Raw genomic sequence first — 24,475 nt, forward strand, 5'->3', positions numbered from 1 at the left:
GTTAAACCTCCACTTCATAGGTATCCCAGATGTTTGCCGAAGCTTTTTCGTTCGTTTCTTCTTTGCCCGGCGAAATCAGCCGCTTATTTAATGCAGGCGGTGTTAAAGGATGGCGCTTGATTCGGCGTCCTTCGTCTTCCTGCCACGCTTCCACAATGACATGGGCGTTTGTTCCGCCGTCGGCAAAGCAGTTTATTCCTGCCGCCGGTATTGGTGACGGCCAGTCTGTCAGAGTGCGGCTGAACTGGATATTGGCCTTTTCTCTGTCGAAATGTGCAAGTTCATGCTCACCTGATAAAAACGGGATAAAGCTCTTTTCTTTCAGCATGAGCACAACTTTTATGAAACTTGCAATTCCTTCCGCACAAAGCGGGTGCCCGATGTTCGGTTTCACAGATCCGATTCCGAGCGGTCCGCCATCTGTTGTGCGGTAGACGGATTGAATGGCCTTCAGTTCTAACAGATCAGTGACGACCGTACCTGAGCCGTTCGCTTCAATATGAGTGATGTCTTCCGGCCGTTTTCCGCTTTTTTCAAGAGCTGTCTTCATGACGGCCTTTTGCGCTTCAAGGCTCGGCGTAGCCGGACCCGCCGTTCTTCCGTCATTATTGACAGAAGCCGCCTTCACCACGGCATAAATGGAATCTCCGTCTTTAACGGCCTGAGACACGGTTTTTAAAAGAACCATTCCGACACCCTCGCCCAGTACGACTCCATCGGCGCGTTCGTCAAATACATGGAACGACTGCGATGCACTTAAAATGCCGCGCTGTTCAAACAATTTATGGGTTTCTTCAGATTCAAACAGGCTTACACCGCCGACAACGGCCGCTTTTATTTCTCTTGTTGCAAGGGCGTGAACGGCCATATTCATTCCGACTAAAGCAGAAGAGCAAGCCGTATCGAGGACAACACTCGGGCCGCGCATATCAAAATATTGAGAGAGATTTGCGGCCAAATAGTTCTGGCCCAGCGCGACGATCGGATTTTTCGCGTCCAGCAGTTTCTCTTCACCCGGTCTGTGCCGGCTCCGTCCGCCAAGATACACACCTATTGCCTCTCCTTTTATCTCATCCGGCGTATAGCCCGCGTGATACCACAGATTAAGACATTCTTCCAGAACGGCCAAAGCTTGAGGATCCATTGCCTTCACATCCTCTTCAGCCAGCAGAAAGAAATCCGGGTCAAATTGATGAATTCCGTCAAGCATTCCCGCGTAATAAGGTGTCTTCAAACCCCAACGCTCATCCGGGACAGGACGGATGGCCGAACGGCCTTCAGCCAAAAGCGACCAGTACGCCTCTAAGGAAGCCGCCCCCGGAAACCGGCAGGACATGCCGACGACCGCGATATCTTCCCCGTAAATCTGTTTTCCGGCCGGCTCTTCCTCCGCCTTAACAGCTTGTGTTTCAATTACCGGCTCATCCGGCGCCTTCATAACAGGCCCCGCCGTCATATCAAACAGATCTGACAAAACTTCTGTATATCCATCGAGAAGCCAATTTGCGAAAGATTGAATCGTCGGATATTCATACAGAATGGACGGGTCAAGCGATGCTGAGAGATTCCGATTGATCCGCTGCAAAAGCTGGGCAAGGATAATGGAGTCCACTCCGTAATCTTGGAATAATACGTCTGTCTCAAGCTGATCCTGGTCAATCCGCAGCTCTTCAGAAAATAATCCCATCAGCCACTCTTCTGTTTTCTTTGTTAATTGTTCGTTGTCCGCGGCCATATCAGCTGTTTTTTCCGGTTTTACCGCAGCCGGACTTATCGGCTTATCCTGGCTGCTTTGCCGCATGAACTGCTCCGGTTTCCACAGCTTAGGATTCAGAACGGCCGGCAGCACAGGGCCTCTTGCTGATGCAAGAAGTATGCCGTCAAGAAGCTGTAATCCTTCTGCATTCGTGATGCTGTATAAACCGCTCTCTTTATAAGCTTTGTTCGTTACTTCGCCCATTCCGGTTTCTTTCCAGTTCGGCCACTGAATGCTTACGATCGGCAGCTGCTCTTTGTATGAGTTTGCAAAATAGTCCATATACGCATTGGCCATGGCATAGTCGGCCTGTCCTGCTGAAAGCGCCGGTATCGCAGCTGACACGGAAGAAAACAGGACGAAAAACTTGAGCGGTTCGCCGCTGAGAACATTGTATAACGCCTGAAGCCCGTCTACTTTCGGCTCGAGCACACGCTGTATATCCTCATCGGTTTTTCTGATGAATGCGAGCGTCTCTTTATCAGTCACACCCGCGCAGTGGATAACCCCGCCGATTGGTCCGAGCGTCTGTTTGATCTGATCCAGTTCTTGTCTCAGTCCGGCTTCATCCGCTAATGGGACGGACAATACCTTCACTTGTACACCTTTGGATTCCAAGTCGAGAACGGCATCAATTTTCGCTTTTACAGAATCCTGCACCCCATTCAGGCCGCCCGTCCACTCATGTCGCGGCGGAAGGGTCTCACGGCCGGTAAGCACCAGTTTTTTCACTCCGTAATGTTCGGCAAAATGGCGTGCGCATAAAAGACCGATCCCCCTCGTGCCCCCGGTAATCAGCAGCGCATGGCGGTGCGGAAAATCAATTCGCCCGCCTTTCATCTCTATGTTTTCTGAGGCTCTCAATACGGCACGGTAACGCACGCCGCCTCTACGGCAAACTTCCGCATCATCAGTACGGGCATGAAACTCATCGGCAATTTGCTTCGCCAATATGTCGTCCGAAAACGCTCCTTCAAGGTCGAGATGCCTTGATGACAGATGGCTGTACTCGTACGCCAGCATTCTGTACAGACCGGCCCGTTTTGCTCCTGTTATTTGATTGGCCTCTTTTTCTATTGACTCAAGGTCTTTCGTGACACAAAGCAGTGTCATTCCTTCTTTATGCCCATGCTCAATCAATTGCTGAAGCCATTGGATACCGGTCATGTCTTCAGAATCTTCTTTCGCTGCGCCGAGGAGGTCGATGACTCCGTCAAACGCCTGCCAGTCGTATTCACCGGTAAAGCCTGATGCGGTGATAATACGGTGATTCGGGATATGCGCTGCGATTTCTTCCGCGAGATTGATCGTGTCCCCGGCGGTCAAAATCGCAACGGGGCGTGCGCACGTTTCACGCAGTTCAAGCGGACTCTGTTCCCATTGTTTCGTCAGAATACGTTTGATCCGTTCCTCCGTATGGACCTTATTTTTGTCAGGATTCTCAGGCACCCAATACGTATCTTTCGCGAACGGATAAGACGGTAGACTGAGTAAACGCGGTGTGCCTTTTTCATACAGCCGGTTCCAATTCAACACGCCGCCTTTCACCCATACCTCTGCCAGCTTGGCGAATTTTCCTTTTCTGATCCAGGCGTCAATGACGATGTCCATATCTTCATCCGCCGTAAACAGTGCAAACGTATCTTTATTGCGGTGGGACTGGCCGGTATACAGTCCGGCGATGTTTTTCTCATTTTCCGTAAATGCTTCCAGCTTTGTTTCCAATTCCGCCATCGTCGCTGCAAGAATGGCCAAGCGCTCTTCCATTTCGTCCCTTCCGGTTTGCAGCGTATAAGCGACGCCCGCCAAGTCTTGATCTGTATACGGCGTTTGGCGGATCGCTTTTTGCAGCTGCTGCGCCTGTTCAAACAGTTTTTCTTTTGATTTGGCTGACAGAAGGATGATTGCCGGATTTTCCGGGCTGTGCTCAGGCTGAGCGGTTTCTTTCGGGACATACTCTTCAATGACAATATGGGCGTTGACCCCGCCGATGCCAAATGAGCTGACCCCGGCCCGGCGCGGAATCGCATTTCCGTTTCTATCTTCCGCAGCGGTCCACTCCTGATTTTCCCGCACGATGTAGAAAGGACTGTCATCCAGCTGAATGTAAGGATTGATCGTCTCGCAATGAAGGCTTTTCACCAGCGTTTTGTGCTTCATTTGCAAAAGCACTTTCATGACGCCTGATACTCCCGCGGCAAGCTCTAAATGGCCGATATTGCTTTTGACCGAACCGATGCCGCAGCGGTGACCGGAGACTTCAGGCTCTTGATTTGTTTTCGCCAGCTCGTGAAACGCCGCTTTCAAACCGTTTATTTCAATCGGATCACCCAATTCCGTTCCTGTACCGTGCGCTTCAATATACGTGACGGTGCTCGGGTCCACTCCCGCTTTCCGATATGCTTTCACCAATAAATCAGCCTGCAGTTTCGGATTCGGCGAGGTTAACGTATTCGCCCGGCCGCCATGGTTTTCAGCCGTACCGCGGATCACGCCGTAAATCGGATTGCCGTCACGTTCTGCATCTGTCAGTTTCTTCAGCATCAGAATTCCCGCGCCTTCTCCTCTGACATACCCGTTGGCATCTTTGGAGAAGGTTTTGCATTTTCCGTCTTTGCTGAGCATGCCTGCTTTGCTGTAGCTGATATGCGCTTCTTCCGTCAAAATCGTGTTGATCCCTCCGGCAATCGCCATGTCGCATTCTCCGTTTTCTATGGCGGATACCGCCCGATGGATCGCCACAAGCGAGCTTGAGCATGCTGTTTCAATCGGCTCGCTCGGCCCGTGAAGATTTAACAGATAACTCAGACGGTTCGGACCTATGGAAGGAATCATGCTGCCTGTCGCCGCATGTCCTTCCGGCGCAAGACCTGCTCTTGTGAACAAATCTTTATAACCGGTATTTCCGGTTCCGATAAAGACGCCCGTATTTGTGCCGGAAAGGCTCTCCGGCTTACAGCCCGCATCTTCTATCGCCCGCCACGCATAAGTCAATAACAGCCGCTGCTGCGGATCTAAATATTGAGCTTCCCGCGGTGAAATTCCAAAGAACAGCGGATCAAATTCAGCTATTCCGTCGATAAAGCCGCCCCACTTGATATTCGTTTTATTCCCTTCAAGATTCGGGTCGCCATTAAACGCTTCCCAATCCCAGCGGTCTTTCGGGATCGTTGTGATCGAATCTTTTCCTTCTTTCAGATTGCGCCAAAATTCCTCTATATCTTTCGCGCCCGGGAATCGGCCGCTGATTCCGACAATCGCAACCGGGTCAAAGCGGCGCGGTTCTTTTGTCTCTGCCGCAGCGTGCATTACCGTCGCGAAACGCTTTCTTCGCTGCGTTTTCGGCTTATGGGCTTTTGGCTGCTCTTTTTTCGACGTCTCTTTCTTCTTTTCGCCGAAACGGCCCGGGTGCTCTTTTGCCAAATATTCGGCCAGGCCGCTGATCGTCCCGTGCTCAAAGAAAATCGTCGGCGCCAGCTCCAGCTGATACGCTTCATTTAATTGATTTGTAAAGACGGTGAACGTTACGGAATCAAAACCGTATTCACTTAATTCCGTCTCAATCTCAATATCCTCACGGCCGACTTTTAAAATTCCGCTTACCATGTCTGTCAAAGCGGTATGAAGCATTGGAAGAGCTTCCTCTTCATCTTGTTTTTCTTCCGGCTGAGGAGGAAGGCCGGCATCCTCATCTGTCAAATATTCCGCTAAACTGCGGATCGTGCCGTGCTCGAAGAAGATCGTCGGCGCCAGCTCCAGCTGATACGCCTCATTTAATTGATTTGTAAAAACGGTAAATGATACAGAATCAAAGCCGTATTCACTCAGCTCCGTATCAATATCAATCTCGTCTTGGCTGACTTTTAAAATCGAACTGACCATTCGGATAAGCGAATCGTGCCATTGGCCTGATGAAACGGCTGATACAGGCTCTGCCGTCTTCTCCTGCTGTTTGTCAGCTTCAGAAATGGATAGGAACGTCTGTTTCAATTTTGCCTTGTAGCCTTCAGCTGCTAACACTTGCGGCTTTTCCTGAGCCAGACCTTCATAGAATGCAGCCAGGCCGGCAGCCTTTTGAAGCGGAACCATGCCGAAAGCTTTTTTCATCATTCTCTCCGTCTCGTCTCCCGCCTGCATGCCGCCGTCTTTCCACAGTGTCCAGTTAAAGGCGACCGTTTTTCCGTGCCGCAGGCCATTCTCCGTAAGGGACTGCCTGTAAGCGGCGTACGCATCCATAAACGCGTTGCCGGCGGCATAATCAGCCTGCCCGATATTGCCGAGAACGCCGGAAACACTGGAGAACAATACGAAAAAGTCAAGGCTGCAGTCTTTGCTGGCTTCATCTAAATAAGCGGTGCCGATCACTTTCGGATCCAGCACTTCCCGGAATTCTTCCTTCGTTTTTTGCAGCAGGAAGCGGTCTTGTATCACGCCCGCAGCGTGAATAATTCCGTTAAGCTCCCCGAATTCCGCCGTAATCTCTTTTATCAGCGCCTCATTTTCCCGCCGGTCTGCCGCATTCAGCTTTTTCCAGACGACATGTGCGCCCGCATGTTGAAGCATGGCGATTTCACGCTGCTTGGCTTCTGTCACATTTGAGCGGCCGGTCAGAATGATCTTCGGGTGTTTTACGCGATCAGTGATTTCTTTTGCAAACATCAAACCTAAGCTTCCGGCGCCTCCGGTAATCAGGTATACGCCTTCGTCCTTCCAGACGGGTCCGCTTCCTGGAGGATGCATTTCTTCCCAGGCCTTCACATACCTTTTTTCTCCTTTATAACGGATCTGTTTATCATGCGGCCGATGACTGTCGTTTTTCAGTTTTTGAGCGACAGTAGGTATTTTGCCGATTGAATCTATTTCGATGAGCTGACAGTCAAGTTTTCCGTATTCCAGCTCGGCTGTTTTTAACAAACCTGTTAATCCGGTAAACAATTGCTGGCTGCCGTCTGCTGAAATAACGGTCTGAATCAGAATGCGGCCCTGCCTTTTTTCGCTCATAATCCGCCGGATGTGTTCAGCGATCATCTGCGCATAGGTTTGGAAGCGTTCAGCGGCTGTTCCGCCCTCACCTTCCGCAATCAGCAGTTCGGCGTCTTTCAGGCCGGATGCCGCTTCATCTTTTAGATGAACTGCATCTTCACAAAGAATGATCAAATGCTCATCAGCATGCACAGAAGCTTTCTCGGATGCCGCAGCTTCTTTCCATACCGGTGTAAACAAGACCTTTTCCGAGCCGGATGGCTGAGCCGATTCTGCATCGCCTTCAAGCACTCTCGTAGAGAAGCCTCTCACCTTCACGCAAAGCGCTCCTGTTTCGTCGTACAGGTCAATGTCGGCTTTCTGCATGGAATCACCGGTTTGATATCCTTCGCTGAAGTATGCATGCGCCCGCATAGTCGGCGTGCACGCTTTGATGACTTCAAGGTATTCCAGCGCAAACGGCAGAATCAGCTTTTGTCCGGAAAACTCCTGCATAATGCAGATCGTGGCCGTCTGAATAGCCGAATCAATGATGCTCGGATGAAGTGTAAATTGTCCGTTCGTATGAAAAACAGAATCCGGAAGCTGTATGGCAGAAAGCACTTCTCTTTCACCGATAAAGGCGGACTTAATGCCTTGGAAGGCTTTTCCGTGAAACATCCCCCTGCTCCTGCCTTCCCGGTAAAAGGACGCCGGATCTAGAATGTCCGCTGTGCACCTGCTTTGTATGGCAGAAAGGTCTGCCTCAGGCTCTCGGTCTGCCTTTTTGATTTCAGCCCGTCCTTGGCTGTGCAGCACTTCTTCATCGTCAGCGTTTACGCTGTAAATGTCATACGAGATAATGCCGTCTTCTTCAGGAAACAGCGCAATATGGACTTGGCGCTCTTGTTCGTGAACGACGATCGGTTTCATCCAGACCGTATGATGGAGCGTTATTCTGTCTTGATCCTTTAATAAACCGCCAAGCGCCCGTTTTACCGCTTCATAAGACATTTCCAAATATGCCGCTCCCGGCAGCACCGCTTTTTCTCTGACCACATGATCCTTCAGGAAAAATTCAGAGCCTGTAAACCGTGAGCTGAACCGCTGAACGGCCAAGTCTGACGTGTTTTGCTGCACGAGCGGGTGTAAAACAGAGATTCCGGTGTGTGCGGCAGATGTTTTCGTTTCAGCTTTTTTCGGCCAGTACGGTTCCTTAGCAAACGGGTAGACCGGCACACTGATCCGCTTCGGATGCTTGTCTTTGTAAAGCTTGTGCCAATTGATGGCGACACCTTTACTCCACATTTCACATAGCTTCGAACCTTTTCCTTTCGCAAGCCATTTCTCAATGAGTTCAGCGCTGTCATCATCATCAGAAAGCCAGGCGATGTCTTTTGCCTGCTGTTTTTCTCCCCTGAAGCAGCCTGCTACAGCCGGCTTATCATTGATAAAATCGGCAAGCTGCCGCTTCAGCTCCGCAGCGCTGCTTGTGATAAAGGCCGCACGCTCCTCCATCGCTTCCCTTCCGACTTGGAAAGTGTAGGAAATATCCGCAAGATCGGCGTCCGTTTTTGCATCGAGAAAAGCCAGCAGCCGTTTTGCGTACTCCTTCAGACGGTCTTGTTTTCTGGCAGACAGCGGAATAATGTACGGACCTGTCCATTCTGCTGCTTCAGACACCTCGGGATATTCTTCAAAAATCGCATGTGTATTTGTTCCGCCAAGCCCGAAAGAGCTTAAAGCCATGCGGTGCGCTGTGTTCTCACGGGTTAACTCTTTTTTTCCTTCCGCAACGTAAAACGGAGAGTCTTCTAAATGAAGATGAGGATTCGGCTCTTTGTAATTGATGCTCGGCGCGATTTCCTGATGATATAAGCTCATGACGACCTTGATGCAGCCCGCCATTCCGGCGGCTGTATCCAAATGCCCAAGATTTGTTTTGACTGAACCGATGCCGCAGTATTGTTTTTTATCTGTGTATCGGCCGTACACAGATTGAAGCGCGGACAGTTCGATCGGGTCGCCGAGTTTTGTTCCCGTGCCGTGCGCTTCGACGTACGCGATCGTTTCAGGATGGATGCCCGTCTGATCGATGACCTTCTGAATGACCTCAGCCTGTCCTTTGACGCTCGGCGCGTAAAATCCGACCTTATCCGCTCCGTCGTTATTGACGCCGATTCCGCGCAGCAGCGCATAAATATGGTCGCCGTCCCTAACGGCATCGGACGCTTTTTTCAAAAGCACGGCACCGGCCCCTTCACCGCCGATCATTCCGTCAGCAGCCGCGTCAAACGCTTTAATATGCCCGTCGCTTGAAAAATTCAGCCCAGGCTGATGAACATACCCGGCACTTGATTCCGTATGAAGGGTCGCACCGCCGACAAGGGCGTACTTGGCTTCGCCGGACTGCAGGCTTTGAAAAGCCGAATGCAGACCGATTAAAGAAGATGAGCAGTTGGCATGGACAAAATAGCTCGGCCCTTTCAATCCGAGTTTATGAGAAATCATCGTCGGAATCGTCCCGCTTTGGGCAAGCACCCATGACACATAGCCATCCGGCGTTTCCAGCTGTGCTGTCGTCTCCTCCGGCAGCAGGCTGCGGTAAGAGTTGGCGCTTGCAGACATATACACGCTTGTTTCCGGAATGTCTGTTGAGACATATCCCGCATCCTCAATCGCCTTCCATGAATGGAGCAAAAGCATTCTCAGCTGAGGATCCATATATTCCGCATCTTTCGGTGAAAAGCCGAAGAAACCCGGATCAAACATTTCTTTTCCTTCTAAAACGGCTTTAGCCGGGACGAAGCCGGGATGATCAGCCAGTTCTTCAGAAACACCGAAACGGCGGAGCTCCTCTTTTGAAAAGAAGGCGATGCTTTCTTTGCCTTCTTTGATGTTATTCCAAAACTCATAATGGTCTTTCGCTCCTGGAAACTCACAGGATATACCGATAACCGCGACGCTTTCTTCATAATAATCGGGAAATTTCCCCGTCAGGTTTTCGCGGTTTTCTGCATTCATTTTCTTTTCTGATACAGATGCAAAAACGGTTTCTGACGGTTTTTGTTCAGCGATATACCGGCTGATGTCTTTTACCGTCGCGTATTCAAACAGCTCCGTCACACTGAAATCACAATCCAGTTCCCGCGACATCCGTTCAGTGACAGTTACGGCAAGGAGCGAATCCCCTCCCGCATCAAAAAAGCGGTCATCAAGCGCTATGTCACTGCTTTTTAATACGTCCTGCCAAATCGCAAGCACCGCCTGCTGAATATGAGATGAAGAAAATGTTTTTGTTTCCGGCTTTTTCTCTGTCAAATCGCTCGCTGCAAGAAGCTTGCGGTCAACTTTTCCGTTCGGCGTAAGCGGCAGCTCTTCAAGACGGACAAAGGAAGCTGGCGCCATATAGGCCGGCAGCGCTTGTTTCAAATGCCTGCGCAATTCCTTTGAAGACGGAAGCTTCTCTCCGTTTTTCAGGATATAAAATGCGCAAAGCTTTTCATTTCCGGAGTGATTGTTTACAACAACAACGCTTTCCTGTACGGCCGGATGGGCATTCAGCCGGCTCTCAATATCTCCGGGTTCAATCCGGTAGCCGCGAATTTTGACTTGGCTGTCCATCCGTCCCATGTATTCAATGCGGCCGCCGGGAAGAAAACGCGCCATATCGCCTGTTTTATAAAGTTTTGATCCCTGTTCCAGCCGGTGGCTGACAAAGGCTTTGTCCGTCAGCTCAGGCTTGTTGAAATACCCTCTTGCCAATCCGTCTCCCGCAATACAAAGCTCTCCCGGCACCCCTTCTAAAACAGGGTTGAGGCTGGAATCCATCATATACACACGGGTGTTGGCAATCGGGCGCCCGATCGTAAGCGCGCTCTCATTTTCCGTTATACGCTGCACCGCGGACCAGATTGTCGTCTCTGTCGGCCCGAACATATTCCAAGCCTCACTTTTCGTATCGAGAAACTGCTGCTTCAATTGCTCGCTAAGCGCCTCACCGCCGCAAAGGATTTTCACCTTTTCTTCATTTGTCCATCCGGAATGAAAGAGCATTTTCCACGTAAACGGCGTCGCCTGCATGATCGTCGGTTTGTACTCCTTAATCAGTTCTTTCAGCTTCCGTGCATCTTTTGTGACTTCTGTCTTACAGATATGGCATTCCGCTCCTGTGATTAAGGGAAGGTACAGCTCCAATGCTGCGATGTCAAAGCAATATGTCGTGACGGCAAGCAGTTTATCTTCGGACGAAAGCCCCGGTTCATGCGCCATCGAGATCAAGAAATTGGTCAGCGCCCGATGCGGAATCATGACGCCTTTCGGTTTGCCCGTGCTGCCCGACGTGTAAATGACATACGCCAGGTCTTCAGGCGTCACCAGCCGTTTCAGCGCCATTCTTTCCCCCGCGGTCTCTTCAATATCAGACCAATCCCGATCAATGGCTGCTGTCTGCACGCCTCCCCAGTTCAAAGAGTGCTCTAAATCAGCTGTCGTCAGGCACATTGAAATCCTGCTGTCAGCAATCATATATTCCAATCTGTCAGCGGGGTAAGAAGGATCAAGCGGCACATACGCTCCCCCGGCTTTTAAAATGCCGAGAAGGCCGACAGCCATATGCAATGAACGATCTGTATAAATGCCGATGAGATCATCAGGCCCCGCGCCGTGCGCCTGCAAATAGAGCGCCAGTTTCGTGCTTTTTTCATCAAGTTCACGGTATGTCAGTTTTTGCTTTTCATACACAACTGCACAGGCATCAGGGGTTTCTGCCGCCTGACGTTCGAATAATTCATGGAAGCAGGCATCCGGATACTCGCGGCTTGTCTCATTCCAAGTCTTAAAAATCTTTTGCTCCTCGCTTTTTGTCATGAGAGAAACATTCTCAAGCGGCATATCCGCGTTTGCCGTCAAAGATTCTGCTGCCTGTACAAATTGGTTGAAAAGTCTGGCTGCCCCGGCTTCATCAAATAATTCAGTGCTGTATTTAATTGTAAGATCCATGCCCGATGCTTCTTCCCACATTTCAAATACAAGATCATATTCCCCTTCCTGATGAATGCCTTTTACAAACTCACAGGAGAATTCCTTGTATTCATCAAGCATCGATTGGTAGCTTGAATGCTGCAAAAAATTCTGATAGAAAAAAGCATTAGTGAAAATAGGCGAACCGTTCTGCCGAGGTGTCGCATGAATATCACGCACCATTTTCGGAAACGGATAAAATGAGTGATCCAGTCCGTCCAAAACCGCATCCTGCACCTTTTGAACAAAATCAGCAAATGTTTCTTTCCGTCCGGCTCTGCTCCGGATGGGAAGCATGTTAAGAAAATGGCCGATCACCCCGTCAAAGCGTTCTTCCGGTCTGACCATTGCAGGCATGCCTGTCACAATATCTTCCTTATCCGTATACTTGCTTAAAAGCACCATGTAGCAGCTCAGCATGACGGTGGACAAATGAATCGAACGCGATGCGGCAAATGCCGTGACATTTTTCAGCAGCCGTTCAGGAAGCCTGCGTGTCAGCGTTTCTTCTGTAAACCCCGGAGCACTGCTGTCCGTGCGCATCGGCGGAAGCTGAAGATCGGGCAGGCCGCCTCCGAGCTGTTCCATCCAGTAAGCGCGGTCTTTCTTGCTTTCCTCACTTGCCAAGTACCGCTTTTCCCAAACCGCGTAATCTGAATGTACGGAAGCACCAGCTGTAAATTCTTCTCCCTGCAGCAGCGCCTGATAGTGATCCAGCAGACTGTGAATAAATGTAATGGATGAAATACCGTCAAACACGATATGGTGAATGACCGTTAAAAGATAATGTTCCGAGATGGATTTTGAAAGCAGCTGCACACGCAGCAAAGGCCCGCCTTCTTTGACAAACGGCTCTTTCACTTTTTTTCGTATCAGAGTTGGTATTTGTGATTCATTTACGTCAGAAATATCTTCTTCCGAAAATACAAAAGGATCAGCCGCTTCTGCAAAATAAAACCCGCCGTCTGTTTCCTTTACGGCGCTTTTGAGTATCGGGTGCTGTTTTAATACAAGCTGAAACGCCTGTTTCAGTTTCTCTTTGTCGATTTCTGATGTGAATCGGAAACAGAGCGGGACATGGTATGCAGCCGATTCCGGCGACATTTTCTGCAATGTCCACAGCCCTTTTTGAACTTCTGAAAGCGCTGGCGCCGTTTGTTTGCTCTCCCGTTCTGCCGGCGGTTCGGCTTTTGCCGGGTGTTGGTCAACGGACATGCTTGCCGATTTTTCAGCAGTATAAGCGGCTAAAGCGCCAATCGTCGGGTTTTTGTGCAGCTCTCTTGCCGTCAGCCGGATATGATACGTTTTTTCGATTGATCTGGCGAGTTTCATCATCTTAATCGAATTGACGCCAAGACTTTGAAGCGGTGTATTTGAATCAACAAGTTCATCCGCGATGGAAAGTTCCTCTTTCAGAAAGCGGATAAAATCCCGTTCAATTTCTTTCTCTTTAGAAGCTGATTCCGAAGTGCCGTCTTCTTGCCCGTTATTATGTAATGAAGCAAATTGCCCTTGTTCGAATGAATGTTTCAGCTGGGTGCGCTGGATTTTTCCGATCGCCGTCTTAGGAATGTCTTCTTTCGCAACCGGAAGCAGATAGTCAGGGGTGACGCCGATTCGCTGTGTCACGTGCTGGTGAATGTGATGAAGAAGCTTCGTCATGCGGTTCTCATCCAATGGAACAGATGTCACAAAGAAAATCGCCAGCTCATCTGTCGTGCTTTGATTCGGCCGGACGGCGCATGCCGCTGTATATGACGTTTCGATTTCCGGCAATTCCTCAACGGCTGATTCAATGGCGTGGCTGTAATAATTCACACCGTTGATAATGATGGCATCTTTCGTGCGGCCCGTTATCGTCAGACGGCCTTCCCGCAGAAATCCGAGATCTCCCGTTTCAAACCAGCCGTCTTCTGTAAAGACAGTCTCATTTAAGTCCGGCCGCTCATAATATCCGCTCGTCACAGTCAGACCCGACACTTGAAAGCGGCCGATTTCTCCTTCTTCCACCACCTGATTGCGGTCATCCGCAATTCTCATATTAAACCCCGGAATCGGCAGACCGATCTCCACGAAGCGGTCGTCATCACTCGTGTTTTCCAGCGTGAATTCATCTGAGAAAATAACCCCTGAAGACGTTTCAGACATTCCCCATGCGGGACGGATGGCATTAGCCGGCAGACCGTGCGGCTCTAAAAGCTCCATAATTCTGCGTCCGACTTTCGCAACCGCGGCCTCCCCTCCGTTCAGCATATAACGCATGGAGGATAAGTCCCATTTCCGCGTTTGAATCTCTTCTGCGAAATCGGCGAGAAGTCCGAAGGCAAAATTGGGCGCCCACGTGACTGAAGCACGGTAATGATCAATCAGATCGAGCCATTTTAAAGGGTCCATCAAAATGGATTCACTCGGTATGTTGATTTCTTCACACCCGAGATAAACATCACGCAGATGAAGCATTCCGATGCCGCCGACATGGTCAAAAGGCATCCAGTTAAACGTGACATCCTCACTTGTATAGCCTTGCATCTGAATATTTCCTTTGACCATGCAGACGATGTTTTCATGACTGAGCATCACAGCTTTCGGCGTGCCCGTGCTTCCCGAGGTCAACAGCAGCATCGCCAGATCTTCCGGACGGGGATAATGGCAGTCTGTATCCATTTCATGCGCCGAAAGATCTTCTGCCGCCAAAGCGCAGAACCCGGAAAGCTCCTGATCCTTCGCCCATTCAGTCATCTCCTTCAGCACTTCACGGCTTGTGATGACATACGGCTGATTCAAAAGCGTCCAAGCGTCTTTCAGTTTTTGCGTCCCGCTGTTCATTTCTGTATAAGCCGGAGCGGCCGCAAGCGGAACCGGGATCGCTCCTAAAAAAACACAGCCCCAAAAGGCAGGAATCAGCTGAGAATTGTCACTGAGCTGTAAAATGACTTCATCATGGGCTTTCACGCCTGATTGGCGGAGTCCTTTCACAATCGAAAGAGCGATCTTTTTCAAACCGCTGTAAGTCTGATACACTTCGGTGCCGTCAGGCTGTATATATGTGATGCCCTTTTGATCTCCCGCTGCCGCGGCGGTTTTATGCAGGACTTCAGGAATCGTCATCGGCTGATCCGCTGAAAGCCGCAATGATTTTCCATAGCTGACAGATGGCTTGAGTAACCCGCTTGCCTTCATATCACTTTTCATAGAGCTGCCTCCATTTCATCTGTATGTCTTATACTCCGTACATCGTCGTGATTCGTTTTTTCACTTCATCATCATGAAACGTCTGGTCATGCATGATTAACTCCTTCTCAATGACGGCCGGAAGCTGCTCGCGAAACGGCGTCACCAAGTGCCTTTTCAATGTGATTAACGAGTTTCTCGGTTTTTCCGCAAGCTCACGGGCCAGTTCCTGTGCGTATCCCAATACTTCCTGCCTCGGAAGCACTGGAAAAGGCACCCCTCTTTTCTCCAGGTCACCGCCGCGGTAATGGCCTCCGTTTAACAGCATTTCATGTCCGAGGCTTGCCCCAAGCTTCTGCGGAACGATAAAGGTAGCGCCCATTCCGGGGGTGAAGCCGTATTTCATAAAGTTTGCGGTATACACGCTTTCTTTGCTTAAAATGACAAAATCACTGAAAAGCCCCATGACAAACCCGCCTCCGATTCCGTGACCCTGCATCGCGGAAATGACGGGGATATCACATTCCAGCGCCAAAGAGTACATCCGGTCTTCCGTAAATTTCGTGATGCCCTGCTGAATCCTGAGTAAGCCTTCCTGTGTGCCTCCGGAAGCAAAGTAATGACCGTAGCCTGTTAAAATCACAGCTTTATAGACGGACGATTTTTTAATACGGGCGAAAGCCTCCATCAATCCATCCGTCAGCTCTTTGGAGAAGGCATTTTTGTGGGTTTTATCCTGCATTGTCACTTGGATAATTTCCGATTCAATTTCGAGCAGTTCGACTGCGGCGTTCGGCATGATATCCTCCTAACTGTTCTCCGTTTCCCAAGGAAGCCGCCCCGTTTCTGCATAACGGATGATGGCTGATTGGTTATCCTGATCTGAAAACATCGCTTGATTTTCGGCTAAAGCAGCGGATTTCGAACGATGAACAAGGTCGTTTAAGGAATCCATATATCGTTTATAGCGGATGACTGCTTTTTTCGACAGCGGGCGAAGGCGCAGCAAATGCTTTCTCAGCTCTGTTGCGCTGTCCGAAACGCATACGTCACAAAGTCCCCATTCAAGTGCCTGCCTTGCCGGCACGGGCTTTGTCATAATCGTCATATAATGCGCCTTTTGAAATCCGATTCTTTGAATTAAAAACGGCAGAACGCATGCGGGATACAGCCCGAATAACAGTTCAGATAAACTGAATGAAGCACTCTCGTCTGCGATGACGATATCGCACGCGGCAGCAAATCCGACACCTCCCGCATTTACTTTTCCACGCACGCGGGCGATGGTGATGTACGGCCCGGATTTTAATGCCAGCCACAAACGGTAAAGCGGCTCCTGTGATTCCGCATGCTGCATGCCCTGTCTCATTTTCTCGTACATCTCATCGAAATCCGCCCCGAAACAAAATACCTCCGGCAGCCCTTCAAGCACTACGGAGGTGACGGAGTCCCCACATTCAGAAAGAACATGCAGACATTCCTCCACTAAACGCTCATTAATCGTATTGTTGGCTTCAGGCCGATAAAAGGTGATGAAACAGACATTTTGCTGAAAACGGACCTTTATCGTCTCATAGGTCACGGGATCCACCTGTATTTCCGGTGAAATTCCGTGATTTCTTCCAAATATAAACGGGGGCTTCCGGTATGATGGTCTAAAATGTTCGGAATCATATTCATGTCCAATTTGACATTCCGGGTTCCGAATTTGACCAAACCGCTGCCTTTAAACAGTTCTTCATACTCCTCCATGGACAGCCTGTATCTGTCGTTCAGATGCTCTTCTATCTTGAAAGAATGCTGCCGCGCCTGTCCCTCAGGCGTTACAACACCGCTGTAAAATTCCGAACAGCATCCTGACCCGTAGGAGAAACAGCCGATCCGTTTAGAAGTGCCGAATGCCCCTTGGTCAATCGTACTGGCAAGAGCCAATAAAGAGGCTGCGCCCATAATGTTGCCGACACGTTGGCAGTAGCGGAGCCCCGGCTCTACCCTTGTTTGAAAATCCTGTTCGATCTCAGCGTTTTTCGCTTTTGCAAGCTTTCGCATCATCGTCCGGTGGGCTCCTTTTACCATGCCGCCAAACGGTGTATGGAAGGCAAGGTAGTGAAACGTCTCTTTGTAGTCAGCGCCCGGCACACGGTTTTTGTACTCGCGAAATGTCTGTTCACAGCAATCAAGGTAAGACATCAATGACAAGTCGGCGTCACCGGCTTCACTGTCAGGGATCGGGCGGCATGTATCCATCACCTCATAGCCGTAGTAGCCGTTTGCCCCCGCATCCGCCTGAAATACGATCGGATTTTCACCGATCAATAAGGCGACGGCACCCGCTCCGGCGCTCGGTTCTGCGTAAGACCAATCTTCGCTTAACGCATCGCCGCCTTCGGCAATTAAAAACCGGGAAATATCAGTTGCAACGACAAGCGCTTTCGCTCCTGGGGAGGTCTGGGACAAAATAAAGTTAAGCGCCATCTGCAGGCCCGCCGTTCCTGAATAGCAGGCTTGCTTCAGTTCAAATAAACGGCAGTTCCGGTTGAGGCCTAAGTAATCATGAATATATGTACTGAGTGATTTTCCGAAGTCGATGCCGGACTCCGAGCAGGTAATCAGCAGCTCGATTCTGTCTTTTTCAGCCTCTGTCAATCGGTCGATAATCGGCTTTGCCGCGTTAACGCCGAATGTAACGGGGTCTTCATAGGGAAGCGCCACCGCTTTTTCTTTCATCAGTAAATTCTCAAATCTGGCAGGGTCTAAGTTTCTGTACTCCGCCAGCTGCATGACATCGAGGTATGCCGTCCCGCCAAACACATTTATCGCTTCTATTCCGGCAGCAGTCATGAACTTCGCCTCCAATATGAATTTTGAGCTTTAGATTTTTGCGCCGTTTTATCAGACGGCCTGTACCTTTTCATAAAGCTTTTCAGCCAATTCGCCGATGTTTGAGACTCCTGTCAGCTCCACACGCGGGATCTGCAAAGATAATTCCTCCAGCATCATCGTGATAATTTCTGCACGATCCACTGAATCCGCCCCCAAATCAACTAAACGGTCTTCATGTGAGAGCCGTTCGCCTTCTAAATCAGGCAAAACCTCGTAAATTGTGTTCTGCAGCAATTCAAAGATTCTATCTTTACTCATTGTCAGTTCCTCCCTGTTTCATCCTTTTTATGAATATTCCATGTTTTCAATCTATCATTTCGTCTTGTCAACACGTTTGCAAAAATGAACGTAACTTCTGATTCAAAAGCGAGGCCGTCTCTTCCATCAGCCGCAGGCCGATTCCATCGGCATGGCGGTTTTTCCAGGATTCCAGCTCCGTACCTTTCACCCATTGATTAAAGGCTCCCAATGCCGGCCCGCAATGAATCTGATAATCTACCTTGGCATAGGGATCTCCTTTAATCGCCGAGGCGGAGCTTTGCCTGAAATACCATTTGAATATGAGCGCCATTTTCTGTTTCGGATTCCGTTCGGCTTTTGAAATGTCTTCTCTCGAATAGTGCGCCTTCACTTTTTCATAAACACTGATTACACTTGCCTTAAAATACTTCTCTTCTATTTGTCTGATTGTCTTTTCATCAATTTCTTCAATTGAGCCGTGACGCTGATACAGTTCATGCAGTTTAGCGGCGCGGGTCGGGAAGAACAGTCCTTTCTTTAATACCTGCACTTTGCTGCCTGATTCAAACATATCGCCGGCCGGCGCGTAAGCCGTGTCCTGTACATTCATCTGCTGAAGCAGATCCTTGACGGGAATGCTTGTCGCCGCTTCAACGGTGCATTGGTTAATGGACCCGGTCACAATAAAATCAGCGCCGAGCATAAATGCGGCCATGGCAGCCTCAGGCGTTCCGATACCCCCTGCGGCTCCGATACGGACGGTTTTGCCGTATCGATATTTTTTCATCATGTCATCTCTTAAACGGACGATCGCCGGCATGAGGCTGTAGGCAGCTCCGCCGTCAGTATGGCCGCCCGAATCGGCCTCCACGCAGATGTCATGCGCAACGGGTATTTCTCTCATCAGATTCGCTTCCTCAGCGGTAATCTTGTTTTCGGCTGCAAGCTTTTGCAACATATGATCAGGCGCCGGGCTGAGAAACGCTTCCGCTACTTCCGGACGGGACAGTTTGGCAATAATCCGCTGACGCGCTGTCACTTGTCCGTCAGCACCTCGCTTTAACCCCTTAGCGCGAAACCTGACTAAAGCGGGAGTAACCGTTAAAAATGCTGATGCTTCCAAATTCTGCACCCCATGCTTCAGTAAAAGATCAACCATTTTTTCTTCAGAATCTGCATGCTTCATATTATGTACAACATTTATGCCGAAGGAACCGCCGTCACGAAGCTCATGCTGAATTGACAAAATGACGTCCTCCGTCTGTCCGATGCTCAATCCGCCCGTTCCGAAAAAGCCCATCATTCCTTTTTTGGCCAGCCTGACGACCATCTCCTTCGAAGCGATTCCGCGGTACATGCCGCCGGCCAGATAGGCGTATTTCAGCTGATAATCACGTTTAAACTCTTCATTTCCTAAAGATGCCGCCGTAATTGAGCTTTTTTCAGCCGCAGCCGGAGCTTTGATTTCATCTGTTATCGGCTTCGCTTCAGCTGTAATTCTTTGTATCAGCCCGGTCAGCACTTTTCCGGGACCGATTTCTTCAAAGCTCATGTTCTTTCGTCCCATTAAGAAACGGATGCTGTCTGTCCAGTTCACAGATCCCGTTATTTGCGCGGCGAGTGTCTCTTTCAGCTCTCTCTGCTCATAAGGCCTTGCCGTCACATTTGAAATGACCGGAATGGACAGCGGCTTAAAATGGAAAGATTCAATAAACCGTGAAAACTCCTCCTTCGCCTCGAGCATGTATCTGGAATGAAAACCGCCGCTGACATTTAAGCGGTGAACCATTTTCACGCCATTTACAGATTCAAATACGGATGCGGCTTTTTCAATATCTTCTTTATATCCGGAAAGGACAATTTGCTGCGGTGTGTTCATGTTGGCGATATCAACCATATGTAATTGATATTCTCTTAAAACGTCCGTCACCTGCTCATGAGTTAGGCCGATCACCGCTGCCATGCCTCCTCCTTTTGCGCGGCTCATCAGTTCGCCCCTCTTTTTGACCAGCTGCAAGCCTTCTTCAAAATCAAAGGCTCCCGAGGCGTATAACGCGTTATATTCTCCTAAACTGTGTCCGGCGGTAAAATCCGGTTTCAAGCCGGTTTCTTCTGTTTTTTTCAAATAACTCAAAGCATTGACGACATAGAGTGCCGGCTGAGTGAATTGAGTCTGATTGAGACGTTCTCCGTCCCTGCACAGCTCCTGAACGGAATATCCGAGAATATGATCGGCCTTAGCGGTTAATTCAGGGTAGCGGCCGAACAGCTCCTCTCCCATCCCTACTCTTTGCGAACCTTGGCCGGGAAAAACAAAGCTGATCATCTTACAGTCTCCTTCCGGGCGATGATAAAATGATGTCTCCGATTTGCTGCAAATGGGTTTGTTCTTTATGGAACGGCGTCATAATGGTACGGATGCGTTCAGCCGATCCTGCGGGAAGAATCTGTTTGGCAAATGCGGCCAATGTTCCGGAAGGCCCGGCATCAATATACAATCCCTTTTCGCGGCTTTCAGCAAATTGAAGCGCTTCGCGGAATCGAATCGGCTTTCTGACGGCATTCCAGAAAAAGTCCGCTTGAATATCCGTCTCAGCCTCTCCAGTCGCACTGGAAATGAACGGAATAAACGGAGTCCGGATTGATTTCTGAGCCAAAAAGCGCTTGTACGGATGCTCCGCCTGATCAACCATCGCTGAGTGAAACCCGTACGATACCGGCAGCAGCTGATGAGGAATCTGCTTTTCTCTCAGGTCGTCCATGATTTTTTTGATGTGTCCTTGCTCTCCAGAGATGACAAAGTGAGATTGATAGTTAACAGCGGCCAATTCACTATTTTCATGGAGCAGCGGATCATCTTGGTATAATTTCGGATTCCCCAGTACGGCAAGCATGCTGCCGTTTCGGCATGTTTCCGTAATGATTTCGGCCTGCTCCAGCACGCAATCTAAAGCGTCTTCGGGGCTGAGCACACCTGACACAGCGGCCGCCGCATATTCACCGAGGCTCGCTCCGATTACACAATCGGGACGTATGCCTTTTTGTTCCAAAGCATACGCGAGTGCGTACTCAGCCATAAAAATGGCGGGATGGCTGAAAAGAAGGCGGTCAAATGGATCGGACAGACGATTGGCTGTATGATAAATCTCTTTAAGGACAGAAACACCGAAACGGCTGGCGGCAAAATCGTCCAAGTCGAGCATTTTCTGCCGAAAAACGGCGTTATGTGCAAACAGCTCTTTTCCCATGTGATAATATTGGGAACCCTGTCCGGAAAACATGAAAACAATTGGCTGGCTCATTTGTTCTCCTTTTCGCTGCATATTTTTTTAAAATATTGATTTGTGAGTGTTTCGTGATGTCGTGAAGTGAAGTGATCGTGATGTTGTATGACTGGGCAATGTTGTGTGAGAAAAGAATTTTGTCTTATGTTCCGCTACATCGCGGGTGAAGCTTCAGTTTCTTTTTTGATGCGGTGAATAAGTCCTGTCAGCACATGGCCCGGGCCTACTTCTTCAAATTCCATCCGCCCGATGTTCAGGAGATAGCGGATGCTGTCGTGCCATCGTACTGAATGGTCGATCTGATCAGCCAGAACGGAGGGGATTTCGTCTTGTTCATAAGGTCTGGCATGGACGTTAGAAATGACAGGAATTGATATAGCAGAAAAATGAAATGACTGTAAAAATTTTTCAAACTCTTGTTTTGCTTCACTCATATATCTCGAGTGAAAAGCGCCGCTTACGTTTAACGGATGAAACATCGTCACATCTTTTATTCCTTCGAATACGCTTTTGGCTCTTTCAATGTCTTCTTTTCGTCCGGAGATGACAATTTGATGAGGAGAATTCATATTGGCAATATCAATCGTATGTAATCCGTTCGTTTGAAGGACGTCTGCCACTTGAGGTGCAGTTAATCCCATAACAGCGGCCATTTTTCCGTCAGTGGCCATACTCATTAATTCGCCTCTTTTACGGACAAGCTGCAAGCCCGTAATAAAATCAAAAGCGCCTGCGGCAAACAGCGCATTATATTCTCCCAAACTGTGGCCGGCCACATAATCCGGCTTTATGTCATTGTCTTGGATTTTTTTCAAATAGCTTAACGCGTTGACTACATATAAAGCGGGCTGAGTGAACTGCGTCTTGTGAAGATTGGAATACGGATTCTCAAGGCAAAGCCGTTTCATGGAATATCCGAGTGTGTCATCAGCCTGCTCAGTTAAGTCTTTAAATTCATCAAACAATGAACTTCCCATTCCCTGCTTTTGAGAACCTTGTCCTGGGAATAAGTATGTGATCATTTTCTCAGCCATCCTTTCTCGGATTCAGTTAAGAAGCATGTTCAAATTGATAGTAACTTCACAAAAATACCATGTCAAGTTAATTTATCCTATGCGGACTCCTGAATAATGCCTATTTTTTCCCAGGGGAAGGCGTGTTTAGGTCTTTCGGAACAGATATAAGCAGAATGTCCCACCCGGCCTGCCTTGCGCTCCTTCCCGCAAACCCCCGTTACTCAGGCATAAATCAACAAAAAGAAAGCAATTACTATCATTTCATTTCAGATATTTCTAATCCCTAAAGAAAAAGCAGTTAAATAGAACTAAATTATACGCTACTTAAAATGAAACAGCCCTTTTTGATTTTTTCTGTTGCGGAAATTCACGAAATGTTCTTTTTTGTCAATTTGAAAGTAAATATTGTTTTTCAAAAGACTCTCCATTTTTTGACCCGGCTTCTCCCCGAAAGAATGCCCCGGATATACTCGTACATGCGGCGGAATGGAGGCTTTGATCCGCTGTATACTGTTAAACATATCTTCCGCAGAACTGCCTCTGTCCTGACATATTCCGCAACCTTCGGTAAACACGGTGTCACCGGTAAAAAGGTGATCAGAAAGCAAATAGCACATCCCTCCGGCCGTATGTCCCGGAGTCAGCATGCACTTGATGATAAATCCCCCCGCCGCAAAGGTCTGGCCGTCTTCAAGCGCTATTAAGTTTCTGCACCGGAATTGATAGTAATCGATTTCAGCTGACGACATGTATACATCAGAGTGATAGATTTGCTGAAGCGGCTCCGCCAAGTTTACATGGTCATAATGCGAATGTGTTAATAAAATAGCTGATAAATCAACATCCAATTCATGCAGTTTATCGGTTATTTTATCGATTTCCCAGGACGGGTCCACCGCTATCGCAGATTTTTTTGAACGGTCTGCGATAATATAACAATAGTTGGACCACATCTGGTGATACGTTTTAATTTGATGCACTTCATATGTATGATCCATTGTCACCATTCCCATTCAAAAGATCCGGGCAGACTGCTGCCGCCGCCCAGCCGGCTGTAACCACTTTACCAGATGACAACACGTTTTTCCATGGATTTTCCGGTAAAGATAAAAAACTGTTCAAATCAACCAAAAGAACCAGCCGTCGGTATTTAACATTTATTATCGTAATATATAAGGAAATAAGAATATTCATTTACATGAATACTTTAGGAGATTTTATTCAGAAAATGAAGAATGGTATAATTTCCGGATAAAAAGAATAAAAACAAATCGAGTTTTTATTTGGAAAAGGAATTGCCGAAATAGCCAGAGAGTATGATCAGTCTTTAAAAGACTCTCAACCTTGATTCTTATTTCAATCCTTTTCTTCAAGCTAAACTAAACCCATACGGCTTCCACAAAATATATCAGAATACCTTAGTTCCTTACACCGAATTTCAATGTTATGCTTATGAGCTGGAATTAATCCACAATTCGAATCAGAAAAAATACGACGTAATTCACACACAAGATGTTGTTTCTTTACTTTCTTTTGCCAGAGTACAGTCCAAAACTTGGAACAGCCGGTGCATTCTCTCCTGAGTAATCTTTTATGCCAGAAAGATAAAGCATCTTCTGAACCAAACGGCACGTACGCCGCTTGCTGGATGACTTAAACTCTTATATTTTCCCTTTAAACAGGACTATTGTTGGTGATGATCAAATTTAATCTGTGTTAAGCTTTAGACGGAGGTAATTATGGAAAATAAAAGAAACGCTGAACTGAGCCCAAAAGCGATAAAAATTCTAACTTACATTATTCCTATAGTTTTAATAGGGCTTATCCTTGTTCTTAAGAATATTAACACCCCAGCAGCAGAAATTTCATTTTATGTCGTTGCTGTCGGTGTCGTTCTCTTAGTGGTTTTCAGTTTAATCAAAAACAGAAAAAAACGCAGGAAGAACTAAATTTGGGGGGGCTAATTACTAGTCCCCTTTGACTTTTTTAAATTGTCAGCTCACCAAGTTCCAATTTGATTTAAATTCTTCCCCCATCTCCCTGTGAATTTGTAAAAGCAGGTACTCATAAAACTCATGATAATCACCTAGATTTCCGATTACTTTTATAATCATTTGACCCTTTAAACATTGGCGGAAACA

The 24,475-nt window shown here is 48.4% G+C and carries 10 protein-coding genes; 1 reads left to right on the plus strand and 9 read right to left on the minus strand.

Going from position 1 to position 24,475, the window contains the following annotated elements:
* Position 1: 1 nt before the first annotated feature.
* From AC1DN5_RS04780 to AC1DN5_RS04820, 9 genes are all read right to left on the minus strand, one after another.
* On the minus strand, positions 2-14,932 hold the full coding sequence (locus AC1DN5_RS04780) for an amino acid adenylation domain-containing protein (protein WP_366969368.1): 14,931 nt from the start codon (positions 14,930-14,932) through the stop codon (positions 2-4).
* Positions 14,933-14,960: 28 nt separating this feature from the next.
* Complete coding sequence (locus AC1DN5_RS04785; RefSeq protein ID WP_366969369.1) at positions 14,961-15,710, minus strand: polyketide synthase; 750 nt, start codon at positions 15,708-15,710, stop codon at positions 14,961-14,963.
* Positions 15,711-15,719: 9 nt separating this feature from the next.
* On the minus strand, positions 15,720-16,493 hold the full coding sequence (locus tag AC1DN5_RS04790) for an enoyl-CoA hydratase/isomerase (RefSeq protein ID WP_049628506.1): 774 nt from the start codon (positions 16,491-16,493) through the stop codon (positions 15,720-15,722).
* Positions 16,490-17,752 (minus strand): hydroxymethylglutaryl-CoA synthase family protein, encoded by a 1,263-nt coding sequence (locus tag AC1DN5_RS04795; RefSeq protein WP_064778933.1) that lies wholly within the window; start codon positions 17,750-17,752, stop codon positions 16,490-16,492. Before AC1DN5_RS04795 ends, AC1DN5_RS04790 begins: the two co-directional genes overlap by 4 nt.
* A gap of 51 nt (positions 17,753-17,803) precedes the next feature.
* Entirely contained in the window at positions 17,804-18,052 is a 249-nt protein-coding gene (locus AC1DN5_RS04800; protein WP_016936047.1) for an acyl carrier protein, read from the minus strand.
* 67 nt (positions 18,053-18,119) lie between these two features.
* Positions 18,120-20,360, minus strand: coding sequence for an ACP S-malonyltransferase (fabD, locus tag AC1DN5_RS04805; RefSeq protein ID WP_366969371.1), 2,241 nt, complete (start codon positions 20,358-20,360; stop codon positions 18,120-18,122).
* A 1-nt stretch (position 20,361) separates the two neighbouring features.
* Complete coding sequence (locus tag AC1DN5_RS04810; RefSeq protein WP_045926527.1) at positions 20,362-21,336, minus strand: acyltransferase domain-containing protein; 975 nt, start codon at positions 21,334-21,336, stop codon at positions 20,362-20,364.
* Positions 21,337-21,470: 134 nt separating this feature from the next.
* Positions 21,471-22,340, minus strand: a complete 870-nt coding sequence (gene fabD, locus AC1DN5_RS04815; RefSeq protein WP_095240700.1) for an ACP S-malonyltransferase — start codon at positions 22,338-22,340, stop codon at positions 21,471-21,473.
* A gap of 314 nt (positions 22,341-22,654) precedes the next feature.
* The gene (locus AC1DN5_RS04820; protein WP_366969372.1) at positions 22,655-23,332 is read right to left on the minus strand and encodes an MBL fold metallo-hydrolase; all 678 of its coding nucleotides are present in this window, start codon (positions 23,330-23,332) and stop codon (positions 22,655-22,657) included.
* A gap of 741 nt (positions 23,333-24,073) precedes the next feature.
* Here AC1DN5_RS04820 and AC1DN5_RS04825 point away from each other — a divergent pair.
* Positions 24,074-24,283: a hypothetical protein gene (locus tag AC1DN5_RS04825; protein WP_047474904.1), complete on the plus strand. Its 210-nt coding sequence runs from the start codon at positions 24,074-24,076 to the stop codon at positions 24,281-24,283.
* The last annotated feature ends 192 nt before the right edge of the window (positions 24,284-24,475 follow it).

This window comes from Bacillus sp. 01N42_2 (assembly GCF_056399565.1).